This is a genomic window from Streptomyces sp. NBC_00386 (genome assembly GCF_036063235.1).
Taxonomy (GTDB): domain Bacteria; phylum Actinomycetota; class Actinomycetes; order Streptomycetales; family Streptomycetaceae; genus Streptomyces.
This window is the reverse complement of the sequence record NZ_CP107950.1, coordinates 8936541-8951057: the sequence shown is the minus strand read 5'-3', so window position 1 is coordinate 8951057 and position 14517 is coordinate 8936541. Positions and strand designations below refer to the sequence as shown.

Annotated in this window: 11 protein-coding genes and 2 pseudogenes; 7 read left to right on the top strand and 6 right to left on the bottom strand. The window is 68.1% G+C overall.

What is annotated here, in order from left to right:
• The first annotated feature begins 33 nt into the window (after positions 1-33).
• Positions 34-1377, top strand: coding sequence for a chloride channel protein (locus OG780_RS39165; protein WP_328456359.1), 1344 nt, complete (start codon positions 34-36; stop codon positions 1375-1377).
• A gap of 284 nt (positions 1378-1661) precedes the next feature.
• On the opposite strand, the gene OG780_RS39160 is transcribed toward OG780_RS39165, so the two are convergent.
• Positions 1662-2066, bottom strand: coding sequence for a type II toxin-antitoxin system PemK/MazF family toxin (locus OG780_RS39160; RefSeq protein ID WP_328456357.1), 405 nt, complete (start codon positions 2064-2066; stop codon positions 1662-1664).
• Between the two features lie 167 nt (positions 2067-2233).
• Here OG780_RS39160 and OG780_RS39155 point away from each other — a divergent pair.
• Positions 2234-3465, top strand: a pseudogene (locus OG780_RS39155) (IS701 family transposase).
• Complete coding sequence (locus tag OG780_RS39150; RefSeq protein ID WP_328456355.1) at positions 3462-3857, top strand: hypothetical protein; 396 nt, start codon at positions 3462-3464, stop codon at positions 3855-3857. Before OG780_RS39155 ends, OG780_RS39150 begins: the two are co-directional and overlap by 4 nt.
• Before the next feature lie 449 nt (positions 3858-4306).
• On the opposite strand, the gene OG780_RS39145 is transcribed toward OG780_RS39150, so the two are convergent.
• The 3 genes from OG780_RS39145 to OG780_RS39135 form a co-directional block, all read right to left on the bottom strand.
• On the bottom strand, positions 4307-4435 hold the full coding sequence (locus OG780_RS39145; RefSeq protein WP_257040128.1) for a hypothetical protein: 129 nt from the start codon (positions 4433-4435) through the stop codon (positions 4307-4309).
• Between the two features lie 225 nt (positions 4436-4660).
• On the bottom strand, positions 4661-7483 hold the full coding sequence (locus tag OG780_RS39140; protein WP_328456351.1) for an ABC transporter permease: 2823 nt from the start codon (positions 7481-7483) through the stop codon (positions 4661-4663).
• A gap of 5 nt (positions 7484-7488) precedes the next feature.
• Entirely contained in the window at positions 7489-8193 is a 705-nt protein-coding gene (locus OG780_RS39135) for an ABC transporter ATP-binding protein (protein WP_328456349.1), read from the bottom strand.
• Between the two features lie 86 nt (positions 8194-8279).
• Between OG780_RS39135 and OG780_RS39130 the strand changes: the two genes are divergently transcribed.
• The 3 genes and pseudogenes from OG780_RS39130 to OG780_RS39115 form a co-directional block, all read left to right on the top strand.
• Positions 8280-8909, top strand: a complete 630-nt coding sequence (locus OG780_RS39130; protein WP_143600109.1) for a PadR family transcriptional regulator — start codon at positions 8280-8282, stop codon at positions 8907-8909.
• 202 nt (positions 8910-9111) lie between these two features.
• Positions 9112-9561 (top strand): hypothetical protein, encoded by a 450-nt coding sequence (locus OG780_RS39125; protein WP_328456345.1) that lies wholly within the window; start codon positions 9112-9114, stop codon positions 9559-9561.
• Between the two features lie 202 nt (positions 9562-9763).
• Positions 9764-10353, top strand: a pseudogene (locus OG780_RS39115) (IS5 family transposase); the annotation flags it as partial.
• Between the two features lie 201 nt (positions 10354-10554).
• Here OG780_RS39115 and OG780_RS39110 read toward each other — a convergent pair.
• On the bottom strand, positions 10555-13200 hold the full coding sequence (locus OG780_RS39110) for a hypothetical protein (RefSeq protein ID WP_328456341.1): 2646 nt from the start codon (positions 13198-13200) through the stop codon (positions 10555-10557).
• A 35-nt stretch (positions 13201-13235) separates the two neighbouring features.
• On the opposite strand from OG780_RS39110, the gene OG780_RS39105 reads away from it, so the two are divergent.
• Positions 13236-13433, top strand: a complete 198-nt coding sequence (locus OG780_RS39105; RefSeq protein WP_328456339.1) for a hypothetical protein — start codon at positions 13236-13238, stop codon at positions 13431-13433.
• 195 nt (positions 13434-13628) lie between these two features.
• Here the strand turns inward: OG780_RS39105 and OG780_RS39100 are convergent.
• Positions 13629-14446 (bottom strand): IS5 family transposase gene (locus tag OG780_RS39100; RefSeq protein WP_328456333.1). Its coding sequence is split into 2 segments (ribosomal slippage): positions 13629-14098 and positions 14098-14446, totalling 819 coding nucleotides; the frame shifts between segments, so codons are not numbered across the junction.
• Positions 14447-14517: the final 71 nt, after the last annotated feature.

Sequence of the window (14517 nt, the reverse complement as noted above, 5' to 3'; positions counted from 1 at the left end):
GGCCCCAGTCCCGTCTGCGAGGAATGGATGCGTATGTCGGCCGGACCCGTCACCGCCCCACAGAACCCGCTCGAAATCGTCCGCAGCCGCAGCTACATCTCCCTGCTGGTGATCTCGGCCGGGCTGGGCGTCCCCATCTCCTGCGTGGCCTACGGGTTCCTCGCTCTCGTCTCCGAACTCCAGTCCTTGCTCTACGAGGACCTGCCCAAGGGCCTCGGCTTCAGCGGAACACCGGACTGGTGGGCCGTGCCCCTGCTCGCCGTGGCCGGCGCGATCGTCGCCCTCACCATCCGTCATCTGCCCGGAAAGGGCGGGCACGAGCCGGCCGAAGGACTCAAGACCGGCGGTACACCGTCGGTGACGGCAGTGCCCGGCGTGGCCCTCGCCGCGATCGCCACGCTCAGCTTCGGTGCCGTCCTCGGCCCGGAGGCCCCGCTCATCGCCCTCGGCGGCGGACTGGCGGTCGGGGCGATCCGGATGCTGAAACGCGACACCCCTCCCACCGGCCTTGCCGTCGTCGCAGCAGCGGGCAGCTTCGCGGCGATCAGTGAACTCCTCGGCTCACCCCTGCTCGGAGCGTTCCTGCTCATGGAAGCCTCCGGCCTGGCCGGCCCGATGCTCGGCGTCGTGCTGGTGCCCGGACTGCTCGCCGCGGGCGTCGGCTCCCTGATCTTCACCGGCCTGGACAACTGGACCGGACTGGGCACCTACTCCCTGTCCATGACCCAGGTGCCGCCCGCCGACCGGCCGACACTCGCCGCGTTCGGCTGGGCGATCCTCGCCGGCCTCGCCGCCGCGATCCTCGGCGAGGCCATCCGCCGTTCCGGCCAGCACCTGCAGAAGCACGTCCAACGACGCAGGCTGCCCCTCACCGTAGCGATGGGCGTATGCATCGGACTGTTCGCCCTGCTCTACACCACCATCACCGGTAAACCCATCTCCGGAGTGCTGTTTTCCGGCGAGAGCACCATCGGCCCCCTCCTAGCCGACCACGCCACCTACTCCCTCGGCACTCTGCTGCTCCTCGTCCTGTTCAAGTCCCTCGCATACAGCGCCTCCCTCAGCGCCTTCCGGGGAGGTCCCGTCTTCCCGTCCCTGTTCGTCGGCGGTGCGGGCGGGCTGGCCATGTCCCACCTCCCCGGCCTCGACGCCACCACCGGCTTCGCGCTCGGCATGGGCGCCCTGAGCGTCGCCATGCTCAAACTGCCGATGACCTCAGTCCTGTTGGCCACCCTGCTCCTGGGTACCGTGGGACTGACCGTGATGCCGTTGGTGATCGTGGCCGTGGTCGTCGCATACGTACTGACTCTCCGACTTGCCAAGCCCGAAACTCCTCAACTCGGCGAGCGGAAACCCGACAGGCCGGCCGTCCCGTGACCTTGCAGGACGGATCGACGACCAGCGCGGCAGGCGTGCCGGACAGCGTGCCCGATACTGCGGGGAACCACAGGGAGCAGCGGAGACCGGTTGTAGGCGGCAGCACAGCTCCCCCACCAGTCCAACGCAGATCGGAGGGCTGCCGCCGTGGGCCCAAAGCCTCCCAAGTACTCCAGCCGTAGTTCGTGATCTCGATCGTGAGGGGCGCCGAGGAGGCAGCTGGCAGCGTCGATCATCTGGACGAGACCGACCACGCCGTCGCGGGCGTCCGTTTCCTTCTCCGCCTACCCGAGTCCACCGAGACGGAGGGCGTTCCTTATCTCGCCGAGCTTCGCGGTCGTCGCCGGGGTCCACTCCTTCGCCTGCTCACCGAGACGGAGGGCGTTCTCAATCTCGCTGAGTTTCGCGGAGGACAGGGCGCCCGCCCGCTCGATCAGGTCGTCCCGGGACACGGTGGTCAGCCACGTGCAAGGGGTAAAGCCCGGACGCGGGAACGCGAACCGAAGCACGCCTTCAAAGGGCAGTCCTTCCACGGCGCCTACTGCCACTTCGACGCCCAGACCGGTGATGTCGACACCCGCCCGAGCGACGACCTGCATCACCCGGATCCCGGACGCGTCGTCTCCCGACAGCAGCACGACCGGCCGCCGCTCGTCGAACTCCACCCACCAGACTTCGCCACGTTGCACATGTCCTCCTGACACAGGACGGCGGGCGGACGCTGCGCGACCCCGACGCGCTGTGGAGACGGGTGCGGCCACCCGTTGATCATCGGTGTGTGAAGACAAACGATCACGCGGTGGCCGCAGGTCACAGCGTAGACCCTGCCCGCTGGCAGGAGGCGTTCGAGGGCCTGATGAGCCGGATAGCGGGACGGTTCACACGGGTCGAACCCCGGTTCCGTATCCGGAAGTTGGTGCTCGGACTGCTGTCGGACCTGCCGCGCAAGAACTGCTGGACCATCGCCGAATGGGCCGGGGAGAGGACCCCAGACGGCATACAGCATCTGCTGAGGCGGGCCAAGTGGGACGCCGACCGGCCCGCGACGATGTGTGTGACTACATGGTGGACCACCTGCACGACGACCAGGCGGTACTGGTGGTCGACGAGACCGGGGACGCGAAGAAGGGCACCGGCACGGTCGGCGTCCAGCGCCAGTACACCGGCACCGCGGGCAGGATCGAAAATGCCCAGGTCGCCGTCTACCTGGTCTACGCCGGCCGGCGCGGGCACGCGGCAGTGGACCGGGAACTGTACGTCCCGCGTTCATGGACCTCCGACCCTGACCGCTGCCGGTATGCCGGACCCGACCAGGACACCGCCTTCGCCACCAAGCCGGAACTGGCCACTCGTATGGTTGCCCGGTTCCTGGACGCCGGCCACCAGGCCGCATGGGTCGCCGGCGACGAGATCTACGGCGGCAACCCCAGGCTGCGAACCGCACTGGAGGAACGCGGCACCGGCTACGTCCTCGCGGTGGCCTGCTCACACGAAGTCACCACCGGGGCGGGGAGGTTCCGTGCGGACACCCTGGCCAAGAAGGTGCCCAAGCGGGCCTGGCAGAAACTCTCCGCAGGGGCCGGGGCCAAGGGCCACCGTTTCTACGACTGGGCAGTCATCGACCTCGCCGACCCCCGACCCGGGAGTCGTCAGCTGCTGATCCGCCGTAACCGCAGCACCGGCGAACTCGCCTACTACCGCTGCTACTCGCCCGCACCCGTGCCGCTGACCGTGCTGGTCAGAGTCGCTGGATCAAGATGGCGGGTGGAGGAGTTCTTCCAGTCGGGCAAGGGCCTGGCCGCACTCGACGAGCACCAGGTCCGCCGCTATGCCTCCTGGTCCCGCTGGGTCACCCTCGCCATGCTCGCGCACGCCTTCCTCGCCGTCGTACGCGCAGACGAGCACACCCGCCCCGCACCCGATGCCCTCATTCCGCTCACCTGCAACGAGATCCAGCGCCTGTTCATCACACTCGTTGTCCGACCCGTCCACGATGCCGCCCACCGGCTCGGTTGGTCCGACTGACGGCGCCGCCACCAGGCCCGATCCCAGGCCAGCCACTACCGTCGACAAGCCACTCAGGCATGAAGATCACGATCTACGGCTGGAGTACAAGCCGAGAGCGCCGAGTTCGACGCTCGCAACGGACTCCATTCGAGTCCTCAGCTCGCACCCTGATCAGCAACTTCAAGACACAGGAGGTGAAGAAGGACCGGGACGGCAACACGATCTACACGGTCGCCGTCACGGTGAGGCAGGACGGACGGCGTATCTCCGTCATCGAGATCGCGGTCGCCGATGAGCCGAAGGGCATCGTGGAAGGACAGATCCTCAAGGTCACCGGACTGACCGCGTTCGCCTGGGTCAACGTCGGTTCACAAGACATTTACTGTCGACCGACGTCCGACTGCCGGGGCGGTCGATGCGCGCCCCAAACGCGTACTGGCCTGCATCGAAGGGCACTAAGGACGCGATCTTGAGCCTGTCCCCGGTGGGTACTTGAGACGCCTCGCGGATCGCCTCCGAGACAGGGTGAGCCCGAAAACCGGGTCCAGGTTCTGTACGGCCACGTGGTCTTTGAGCCCCTTCCTCGTTGGGTGCGGATCCTCTGGAGTGAAGGTCGGGATCAAGCGGTGAGGCGGTAGTGCTGCTGGTCAGGGCTGAGGTAGAGGCGTTGATGTTCGCGGGCCACGTGGAAGTTCCAGTAGTCCTCGAAGTCGCCGTTGGGTGTGGATCCTCTCGGGGGACGGTTGAGCTGGGGTTTTGCGGGTGTGGTGGTAGGTGAGGTAGTCGCCGAAGCCGTCCTCGAACTCCGCGCCGTCCAAGCCAACGGCGACCTCGACGACTGCCTCACCTACCACCACACCCCCGAGCACCAGCGCACCTACCGACCAGCACGACTACCAACTCGGCGCCTGATCAACGGCCTTCACTCGACAGGATCCGCACCCTCGGCCAGGTGCCGGCCGATCCGGTCGATCACTGCGGCGTGGTGGGTCAGGCCGTGGGTGTCGACTCCGCCTGTGATCTGCCGGCCGTCGTGCGTCATGCTGGTCATGTCCGTCCTTGCGTGTCCGATCCGAGGGCGGCACGCGCCGGTCGGGCGGGTGGACAAGACAGTGACGGGGCTTCTGGGCCAAGCTCCCATGAAGTCACAAGCGCCCGTCCGGCCGCGTGCGTGGTGACACCCGATGGGCCGACAAATCCCAGACAGGACAGTCGAAACGTCAGTCAGTCGGAGGGTCGGACCCACCAGCAGCGTCACCACGTCACATCCTCACTGTCAGTCGGCGGCGAGCAGGTGGGCGGGGGCGATCCGGGACAGCCCCCGGATCGGGACTGTCAGAGCCGCGCTCACCAGGGCGGTCGCGGCAAGCGTGGCCAGCAGTGCGGCGCCGGCGACCGCAAGGAGGTGTCCGTGCAGCACGCCCTGACCGAGCGACAGCACCACGAGCAGGCCGGCCACCGCGCCGGTCAGGCCGCCCAGCAGAGCCAGTCCGATCCCCTCGTACAGGGTCAGCATCGCCAGCTCGCGGTTGGTCCAGCCGGTCGCCCGCAGCACCGCGAGATCGGCGGCGCGCTCGCGCTGCGAGATGATCAGTACGTCGATAGCGCCGGCGGCACCCAGCAGCAGGGAGAGGGCGACGCTGAGGTAGTCGGCCCCGCGTGCCTGCGCCACCACGGCGTTGCCGAGCAGCGAGCCGGCCGCCTCGCCGCGGAAGGCCAGTGTCAGGGCGAGCAGCACGGTGAAGGCGGCCACTCCCAGCGCCAGCCCTGCCGCGCCCAGCAGCGTGCGGCCCCGCACCCGCAGCAGGTTGAGCACGGCCAGTCCGGCCACCGAACCCACCGGGCGGGAGCGGCGGGCCGCGGTCACAGGGGGTCGGACGGCTGCCATAGGCCCCAGCCGGGCGGCGAGCCAGGCGGGGATCAATCCCGCCGCCAGGGCCACGAGGAGCGCCACCGGCAGGACGAGGAGTGACTTGGCGCCGGCGCCGGGCTGTCCCAGTATGCGGCCAAGGGCGTAGGCGAGGACCGTGCCCGCGGCTCCGGCAGCGAGGCCGATGACCGCCAGTTCGCCGAGGACCAGGCGGAGTACTTCACCGCCGCTCCAGCCCAGGCAGCGCAGCGTGCCGATCTCGGTGCGGCGTGAGCACACCGAAGCCAGCGCCGCCTGCCCGAGGAAGAGCGCGCACACGACGAGGACCAGTACGAAGAGCACCGCGCTCTTGGTGTCCACCGCCCTGAGGATCCGCAGTGCCACGCCCTTGGCGACCCAGCGCTCCGTCACATGCGCCGAGGGACTCAGCGTCACCGTCTGAGGGGCGGGGGAACTGCCGACGGTGACGTCGACCTGGAGCCGGGGGTAGGCGGCCCGGATCGCCCCGGCCACGGCGTTCACCCGCGCACGGGAAGCGGTGTCGACGCCGCTCACGCCGGCCACCCGGATCCTGATCGCGCTGACCGGCGCCTTGTCCTGCAGGCTCGGGACCCGGCGGCTCTTGGTGAGCGCGGTGATGGAGTCCATCGTCGTCAGCATGGTGGGCGGCGGGCTGGCGTAACCGCCCAGGTTGCGGTCAGGCCGCAGCGGCTTGTCGTGGAGCACCGCGCGCGTGGCGGGGTCCGCGCCGGTGACCTGCGGCGACTGGTAGGTCTCCAACGGGACGTCGGACAGTGTCGAGAAGCCGCGCAGTTTGCCGGTGTCGTAGCGGCCGACCAGGCGGACGAAGGGATTGGGCAGGCGCCCGGAGTCGACCTGGTCGCAGTATCCCAGGCCGAGGCAGTCCGTGGAGGCATGGCTGACCACCTTCCGGTACTGCTTGCCCTGGTTCTCCTCGGGGACGTAGGGGACGGGCCGCTGTCCTTGGTTGGTCACCCACAGGCCGGGCTTCTGCCGCGGCTGTGCCTGCACGGCGAGGCCGCCGTCGGATGCCCGGCGGTAGGTGACAGGGCCCACCGTCCAGTAGGCGCCGGTGTCGAAGGAATCCTCCTCCAGCGCCTTCCGGTAGCCCTTGCTCAGATCGACGCCGACCTTGCCCACACGGGTCCCGTGCAGGCCGCGGACGAAACTGGCGGCTGTCGGATTGCCCAGTTTGGAGGGCAGTTCGGCCGGGTCACCGACATCGAGCCGCTCGACGGCGGCGTTGAGCGTTCCGGCGGTCAGCGGGCTGCTGCTGAGCAGCGCCGGGATGTACGAGTCGTGCTGTCCGTGGATGCTCTTGGAGGACGGCAGCGTCCACGGCTTGTCCTGCTCGGTGAGCATGCGGCCCGAGGCGATCGCGCCGCCCAGGCCCACCAGGCGGTTCTCGGCCTCAGGATCGACGGCGGACAGCAGCACGGGGTAACTGACCGGAACGTCGATGGTGGCCTTGCCCTGCCCGGACTGACAGTTCATCCACGAATTCAGGTCCCGGTCGAACGCCGACCTGTCACTGAGATCCTCGGCGATGAGGTTCGGCCTCATCGGCAGTTGCAGGTTGAAGTCCGTCTGCTCGGTCTTGTCCCGGTTGAAGTAGAAGCAGACGTCGTACTTACCCTTCAGCTGATAGCGCTGGGTGCTCTTGTCGACCGCGCCCTTCTCCAGGGTGTCGGACTGGAAGACCTGATCCGACGACGACCCCGACGTCAGGGGGGAGCGGGTGAGGTAGACGTACTCGTCGGAGGTGCGATAGGCGCCCAGTCCGGCCGTGAGCGTCGGGCTGATGCGCAGGATCTGCCGGGACGCCTTGCTGTCCAGGAAGCGGGAGACGTCCACGGTGACGGTGCTCATCACCATGAGGTACCCGATGTTGGCGACCGGTGCGGCCACGTCGATCCCGGCCATGCCGCGGATGCGCCGGTACTGGTCCATGGTGATGCCGCCGAACGTGCCGGACAGGAAGTTCGGCTCGACCAGTCCGCTCTGCCGTTCCACGTCCGTCTGCGAGTTCGGCGGGCGCACCAGGACGTCGTAGGCGGACCGTGCGTTCTTGCGGACCGTGCCCACGGTGGTCGCCCTGCTGGTGCTCACCGTCGCGGTCAGCAGGGTGAAGCTGGTCGCCGCCACCAGGATGCCGGCGGCCAGGGCCAGCGCCCGCCCGCGCCGCCGCCGGAGCTGATCGAGGATCATCGTTATCACGGGCGCAGGCCCCCCAGCCGGTTCAGCACGTCGCCGGACGGCGTGACCCGCTGGTCGGAGGTGATCCTGCCGTCCTGCAGACGCACCACCCGGTCGCCGTTGGCGGCGACCTCCGCGTCGTGGGTGGCGATCAGCATCGTCATCGCGTACCGCTCGCGCAGCGACATCAGCAGATCGATGATCTCCCGCCCGATGACGCTGTCGAGGTTGCCGGTCGGCTCGTCGGCCAGCAGCAGTCCCGGCCGGTTGACCAACGCGCGGGCGACGGCGACGCGTTGCTGCTGACCGCCCGACAGCTGCGAGGGCAGGGCGTCGGACCGGTCTCCCAGGCCGACCGCTTCGAGCAGTTCCATGCCGCGCTCGCGCCGGTCGAAGTCCACTCTGCGGGGCAGGACGGGGGCGAGCACGTTGTCCAGCGCGGTCAGCGCGGGCAGCAGATGGAAGCGCTGGAAGACGAAGCCGATACGCCGCCGGTGGCGGTCGAGGTTCCGGGGCACCAGCTCCGTGCCGTCGATCTCGACATACCCCTCGTCGGGCTGGTCCATACCGCCCGTCACATGCAGCACGGTGGACTTGCCGGCACCGGAGGCCCCGGTCAGCATCACCACCTCGCCGGCCGCGACCTCCAGGTCGATCCCGTCCAGAGCGGTCAGCCCGGGATACCGGCGGCTCACCCCGCGCAACGCCACGCTCACAGCCATAGATGCAGCCTCACCCTCATACATTGTCCCAATTCAAGGGTATGTTGTCACAATGCAGGAGGGAGCAATGCCGAAGGGAGAGGTATATGCCGCTCCACCACGCAGTACTCGCGCTACTGACCCAGCGGCCGAACCACGGATACGAACTCAAAGCCCGGTTCGAGGAGGCCATCGGCCCGCAGTGGGGTGGCCTGAACATCGGCCACCTCTACCAGATCCTCGAACGGCTGGTCCGTGACGGCTATGTCTCACGCTCACAGGTCACGCAGACCGACCGGCCCGACAAGAACCTCTACACACTCACCGAGGCCGGCAGGACCGAGCTGAACACGTGGGCGACCAGCGCCTGGGTACGTGTCGGCGGCTTCCGCGACGAGCTGTTCCTGAAACTCCTCGGCGCCGTCGCCCTGGGCCCGCACGCCCTGACCACACTGATCGAGGCACAGCGGCAGACATACCTGTCCGAACTCGCCGGCCTGGCACAGCAACGCCGGGCCCACGCCGCCGAGCCGCTGGTCGCGGTCCTGATCGACGCCGCCATCGCGCACACCAAGGCCGACCTCGGGCTGCTGGACAGTGCCTCGGCACACCTGGCGCCGCTCGCCGCGGCCCAAGACGCACAGGCGCCACAGCGTTCACAGCCCCAAGGATCCGGCGGTACGGACACCACCAGCGACGACAGCGGCAGGAGAGGACGCCGGTCGGAGTCCGCATAGCCGACGCCACGCGCGTTCAAAGGTGGTTACGGCGATGAGCGCAGCCGTCACCCGACTCACAGCACGCGCTTGCGCGGCGACGACCGGACCCCGCACCCGGCGATGTGAAGCGACGGCGCATGCGATCCGGGTTGGGTGCGGTTCCTCCGGAGTGATGGACTGATCGAGAGCGGGTGTCAGGGGCGGGTGCCAAGATCGCCGCATGGGAGTCATCTATGGCTACTTCGCTGCTGCTGACGATGACGACGCGGTCCGGGCCGTGATGCGTGAGGACGACGAACCGACCGCGCCGGGCTATGACGGGTTCGACGTCAACGGTATGGATCCGACCGTCGACCTGCTGCCGGCGGAGGTGATCCTTTCGGGCCGGTCTGCCGAGACCATCCAGGCGGACCCGCGGTACGGTCACCTGCTCGCGACGGCCGACGATGGGCAACTGTTGCGTCTGTCGCTGACAGATGCCCTGCGTGACGCGTTCGCCGCCGCTGACCACGGTTCATTGCACCACGTGGCCCAGGTATGGGCCGCATCGGACGTGTTCCCCACACCGCCGGATCCACAGGGCCTTGCGGAGTTCCTCGAGCAGGCCATCGACCTGGCGGGCCGGGCGGTCGAGCGAGGGCATCGCCTCTACTGCTGGATCTGCGTCTGACGGGCGCCTACCCCCTTGCCTTGCCAGTTCAGCACCAGGGAGGAGGTTGAGACGGGGACCGTCGCTAGCTCCTGATCAGACTGTAGGCCCGTGTTCCTGCTGGCGGGACACGGGATGGAGATGCCGGTGTCCGCGATGCCCGTGGTAGCGCCACTAGGTCGTGTATCGAAAGTGGATCTTGGGCTGTGAATGATCACGGTTCATGGGGCGGGGAGATCTCACGGACGAGCAGTGGGCGGTGCTGGAGCCGTTGCTGCCGAGGGGTGCCAGGTCGGGGAGGCCGCCGGTCTGGCCTCGGCGGCAGCTGATCGACGGCATATACGGTTCCGAGTTCGTACCGGTATCCCGTGGCGGGACGTGCCCGTCGAGTACGGACCGTGGGGCCGGGTCTATGACCTGTTCCGCCGATGGCAACGGGACGGTACCTGGCACCGCATCCTCACCCGGCTTCAGGCCTTGGCCGACGCAAAAGGCGCGATCACGTGGGACCTGAGCGTCGACTCCACGGTGTACCGTGCCCATCAGCACGCGGCCGGGGCCCGCAAACAGGGCGACCTGCAGAAGGAAGCACCGGGCGGCGTGTTCACCGAGCCCGGAGATCACGGACTGGGACGCTCGCGCGGCGGGTTCACGACCAAGCTGCACCTGGCTGTCGAGCAAGGTCAGAAGCCCATGTCGATCGTGGTCACGGCCGGGCAGCGCGGCGACTCGCCGCAGTTCGAGCCCGTCCTGGAGAAAGTGATGGCGCTATTTGGAAATGGCCATCCGGCGCTCGGGCGTCCTTCAGAGTTGCTCGGCTTGATTCCCCAGGCAGACCGCACTGACCTGTGCCCGGGCGATACAGCGTGCAGACGATGCCGGTGCGGTTGATCTCCGCCTGCTTCGTGCGGCTACGCGCTGGCGGGCAGAGGAAGGTCGGTGCTTCCATCCGGCAGGGCGAGGGTGGCACGGATAGGGAGTTGGGCAATCCATCGTCGCCTGTAGGGAGCGGTTTCACTGCCAGGGTGAGGTAGGGGTGCCATCTGGGTCCAGCCCGTAATAACGCACCACGTCCCCCGCCTCTCCTGGCCATCTGGCCAGGCTGTACAGGGCGTTGGCGTGCCCGGCGTCGGCGGCCTGCCGGGCCAAGGCCTCGGCGCCCTCCTGGTCCCCCGACTCCTTCCGCAACTCAATCAGGCGACGTACGGCGTCTGTGTTGCCTGCGTCGGCAGCCTGCCGGTAGAAGGCCTCCGCGCCCTTCCGGTCCCCCGCCTCCTTACGCTTCATGGCCAGGTACATCAGGGCGTAGGTGCGCCCGGCGTCGGTGGCCTGCCGGGCCAGGGCCTCGGCGCCCTCCTGGTCCCCCGACTCCTCCCGCAGCTCAATCAGGCGATATACGGCGTCTGTGTTGCCTGCGTCGGCAGCCTGCCGATAGAGGGCCTCCGCGCTCTTGCGGGCCCCCGCCTCCTTACGCTTCATGGCCAGGTACATCAGGGCGTCGGTGTGCCCGGCGTCTGCGGCCTGCCAGGCCAGGGCCTCGGCGCTCTCCTGGTCCCCCGACTCCCCTGCTGAGTCGACCAGGCGGTACAGGGTAGAGGAGTGCCCGGCGTCTGCGGCCTGCCGGTAGACAGCCTCGGCGCCCTCTCGATCTCCCGCCGCGTCCCGCACCAGGGCCAAGTAGTGCAGAGTGTCGCCGGTGTCGCCGGCGTCTGCGGCCTGCCGGGCCAATGCCTCGGCGTTCTTGCGGTCCCCCGCCTTCTCCCGCATTACGGCCAGTTGGCGCAAGGCGCGGGCGTAGCCGGCGTCGGCAGCTTGCCGGTATAGGGCCTCGGCGCCCTCCTGATCCCACTCCTGCGTAGCCATAGCCAGGCAGTACATGGCCTCGCTGCTGCCGGCGTCGGCAGCCCGCCGGTAGAGGGCCTCGGATAAGTCCCAATCGATCGGCTCCCACACGCCAGCCAGATAGAGCAGCTTGTTAATGTCGCCAGCGTCGACGGCCTGACGGTAGAGGGCCTGGCGTCCCTTCCAGATCCCTTCCAGGTCTCGTCTCCCGCTCAGGCGCATCAGGGATTCGTGGTGCCCAGCAATGGCTGCGCGGTGGTGGAAATGGTGGGCCCACTGAAGGCGAAGCCGGTCCTCGGCTGCCTTGGCGAGACCATAAAGGTCGTCGGGACGTATGAGGTGGGTGTGGCCTGCGTGCCAGAAGGAGGCAGGTGGGCACAACCGCTTCCGGATGGTGCGGCCGTGCTGTTCGAGGTAGTCGGCCAGCCTGAAGTCCGGCCCTGCTGCCGGGCCGGGCTGCGCGGCGGAGGCCTGTGTTCCCGGAGGGTGGCGGTGAGGCCGGACGACGATGCGCCGCAGAGGCGCCTGCCTGCCGTGTACGGGACGGGCGAGCTCGGCGAAGGCGGCTTCTGCCCAGTCCTCGGGGAGGCTTTCGTAGTCGGTGTCGCTGAGGTAGTCAGATGCGGCGTCGGTGAGGAACGTCTGCGGCAGGTGCAGGCCGACGCCGAGACGGCGTGCGTCCATCGCCGCCTCCAGCAGCGCCCGCGCCGCAGGGGTGCCATCTTCGTAGGCGTGCAGGAGTTCGGGCGCACCGGCCAGATCCTGTGTTACCCGCCCATGAGCGCCAGCCCTGGTGAGGGCGTCCGCCAGCAGTTGGTCCCCGGCCTCGGCCAGGACGGATGCCGCGCTCAGCGCCTTGGCATCGAAGCTGTCCGGGACGTGGAGGGTACGACCGGCCAGAAGCTCGCGTACCTGACTGTGTAGATCTGTTTCGCTGGCGGAGGGCAAAGCCACGTACCGGCGTGCGTACTCGGGCCACAGAGTTCCCAGCACCAGGACCGGCATCCGCCCGGGATCCGTCAGCAGTGCGCGCACAGTAGCAGCGATCTGCTCGCCGACCGCAGCGTCGCCGAGGTAGTGCTGGGCCTCGTTCAGCCACACCACCGTTGACGGCCGAACCTGCTTCAGACCCTCCAGAGCGGCGTCAGCCCGCGTCGGGTCGAGAGGGTGCCACAGCCGCCATCCCAGCTTGGCAAGCGGCTGCACAGCCTCCCAGCAGGCCCGCGTCTTTCCCGTCGAGGAGGTGCCGACCAGGACCACCGTCCGGCTGTTGCCCACCTGGACATCCTGTACCGCCTGCGTCAACACCCGGTCATGCGCTCGCCGCACATAGCCCGGCAGCACCCGCTGCCGCGGCGAACTCGAGCCATAACCGTTCGGGACTGGGACAGCCGGATGGACCTCCAGGTGATGCGGATCCCACTCGCTGATCGGCTTTCCTGGCCCCGGCACGACCTGCACAACTGAGTCCGATGCTGCCTCCTCAGCGGTGCGCTGCAAGTTCAGCAGCTCGTCCTGCGACAGCTGCAGCACACGGGCCAGCGCCGCCACCGTGCTGGCCGACGGGACAGGTCCCCCGGGCCGAAACGCCTCCCACACCGTGGTCCGCCCCAGCCTCGCTCGGTCGGCGAGCTGTGTCTTGTTCAGCCCCGCGCGGGCCAGCCCGTTGCTCAACTTCGTGCGCAATTCGGCGAGTGCCTGATTCTGCTTGCTCTGCTCGTCGTCGTGCATGTGCTCGTCCCCCGGACGGTGCAGTGTTCGCCAGTGTTCATCTTCCTCCGGACGAACCATGGAGAACACCGATTCTGCGACCTTCACTCACGTCAACACCCAACCCGTCCAGGGAGATTGCCGTGTCGGTCACCGTCGTCCTGCTCACCACCGGCCTGATTCTCGTGATCGCACTGCTGGCCGCCGTCGGCGCGGGCAAACTCGCCCGCATGGACGGTGCCAGCTACCCAGCCGCCCTCAAACAGGCTGCTACCGCGTTCGCCACAGTGATCACCCTCGCGGCTGCCGTAACAGCCGCCCTCGCCACAGTGTGCTCATGAACCTTCACCTACTGGCCGTAACCAATCCCGCCGGACCTTTCCGCCCAACAACCGCTCACGCCTCGCAGCGCATGAGTGAGCAACGCCGCAGACGCCTTCGCTAGGCCAGCGCGGTCCCGATACCGATCGCGCGGCGCCCCCTGGCGCATTCCAGACACGCTGCTCGTTGGACTTCCGCTCTCTTAAGACCGTGTCCTACGTGGTCAGCTTGAGGAGTCGCTTGTAGCAGCAGATGGCCGCGGCGAGTCCGAGAAAGGCCAGGTAGTTGCGAGGATGGCGTTCGTAGCGGGGGCTGAGTCTGCGGTAGCCCGACAGCCAGGACATGGTCCGTTCGATCACCCACCTTCGGCGACCGAGCCGTTCGCTGGACTCGACTCCCTTGCGTGCAATGCGGACGCCAATACGCCTGCCCCACAACCATTTTCGCAGGTGAGGGACGTCGTAGGCCTTGTCGGCATGCAGGCGTTGCGGCTTGAAGTAGCGGCCGTTGTGGGGGTCGTGTCTCGTTTGGTGACCCGTGATCATGGGCTTCAGTGCTTGGCTGTCGTGGGTGTTCGCTGCCGAGAGGCCGACGAGTAGGGGCAGTCCGTTCGCGTCCGACAGGACGTGCATCTTGGAACCCGGCTTGCCCCGGTCCACGGGGCTCGGACCTGTGAGTTCGCCCCTTTTTTAGCCCGGACATGGGCGGAGTCGAGGACGGCGCGGGAGAGGTCGAGCAGGCCGGCGTCGTTCAGGCGGTGCAGGATCTCTTCGTGCAGTCGGCCCCAGACACCGGCTCTTGACCAGATCAGGAACCTGCGGTGGGCCGTCGACTTCGATATCCCGAAGCACGGCGGCAGTGCCCGCCAGGCGCATCCGCTGACCAGCACGTAGATGATCGCGGCGAACAGCGTCTCATCAGGTGTGTCCTGCGTCCCGCCACCCTGCGGCCGCATCTTCGACGGCGGGATCAGCGGCTCCGCGATCTCCCACAGCCCGTCCGGAACAATCCAACTCCACGTACCCCGCCCCATGACGGACCCAACGACCGAACCCCACGTAGGACACGGTCTAAGACGTCGTTTCTTATGGCGGTTCCTGGAAG

What these genes read in the sequence shown, in the direction of transcription:
- OG780_RS39125 (WP_328456345.1), top strand. Translation starts at nt 9,112, where the DNA reads ATGGGAGTCATCTATGGCTACTTCGCTGCTGCTGACGATGACGACGCG.
- OG780_RS39135 (WP_328456349.1), bottom strand. Translation starts at nt 8,193, where the DNA reads ATGGCTGTGAGCGTGGCGTTGCGCGGGGTGAGCCGCCGGTATCCCGGG.
- OG780_RS39145 (WP_257040128.1), bottom strand. Translation starts at nt 4,435, where the DNA reads ATGACCAGCATGACGCACGACGGCCGGCAGATCACAGGCGGAGTCGAC.
- OG780_RS39150 (WP_328456355.1), top strand. Translation starts at nt 3,462, where the DNA reads ATGAAGATCACGATCTACGGCTGGAGTACAAGCCGAGAGCGCCGAGTT.
- OG780_RS39130 (WP_143600109.1), top strand. Translation starts at nt 8,280, where the DNA reads ATGCCGCTCCACCACGCAGTACTCGCGCTACTGACCCAGCGGCCGAAC.
- OG780_RS39140 (WP_328456351.1), bottom strand. Translation starts at nt 7,483, where the DNA reads ATGATCCTCGATCAGCTCCGGCGGCGGCGCGGGCGGGCGCTGGCCCTG.
- OG780_RS39165 (WP_328456359.1), top strand. Translation starts at nt 34, where the DNA reads ATGTCGGCCGGACCCGTCACCGCCCCACAGAACCCGCTCGAAATCGTC.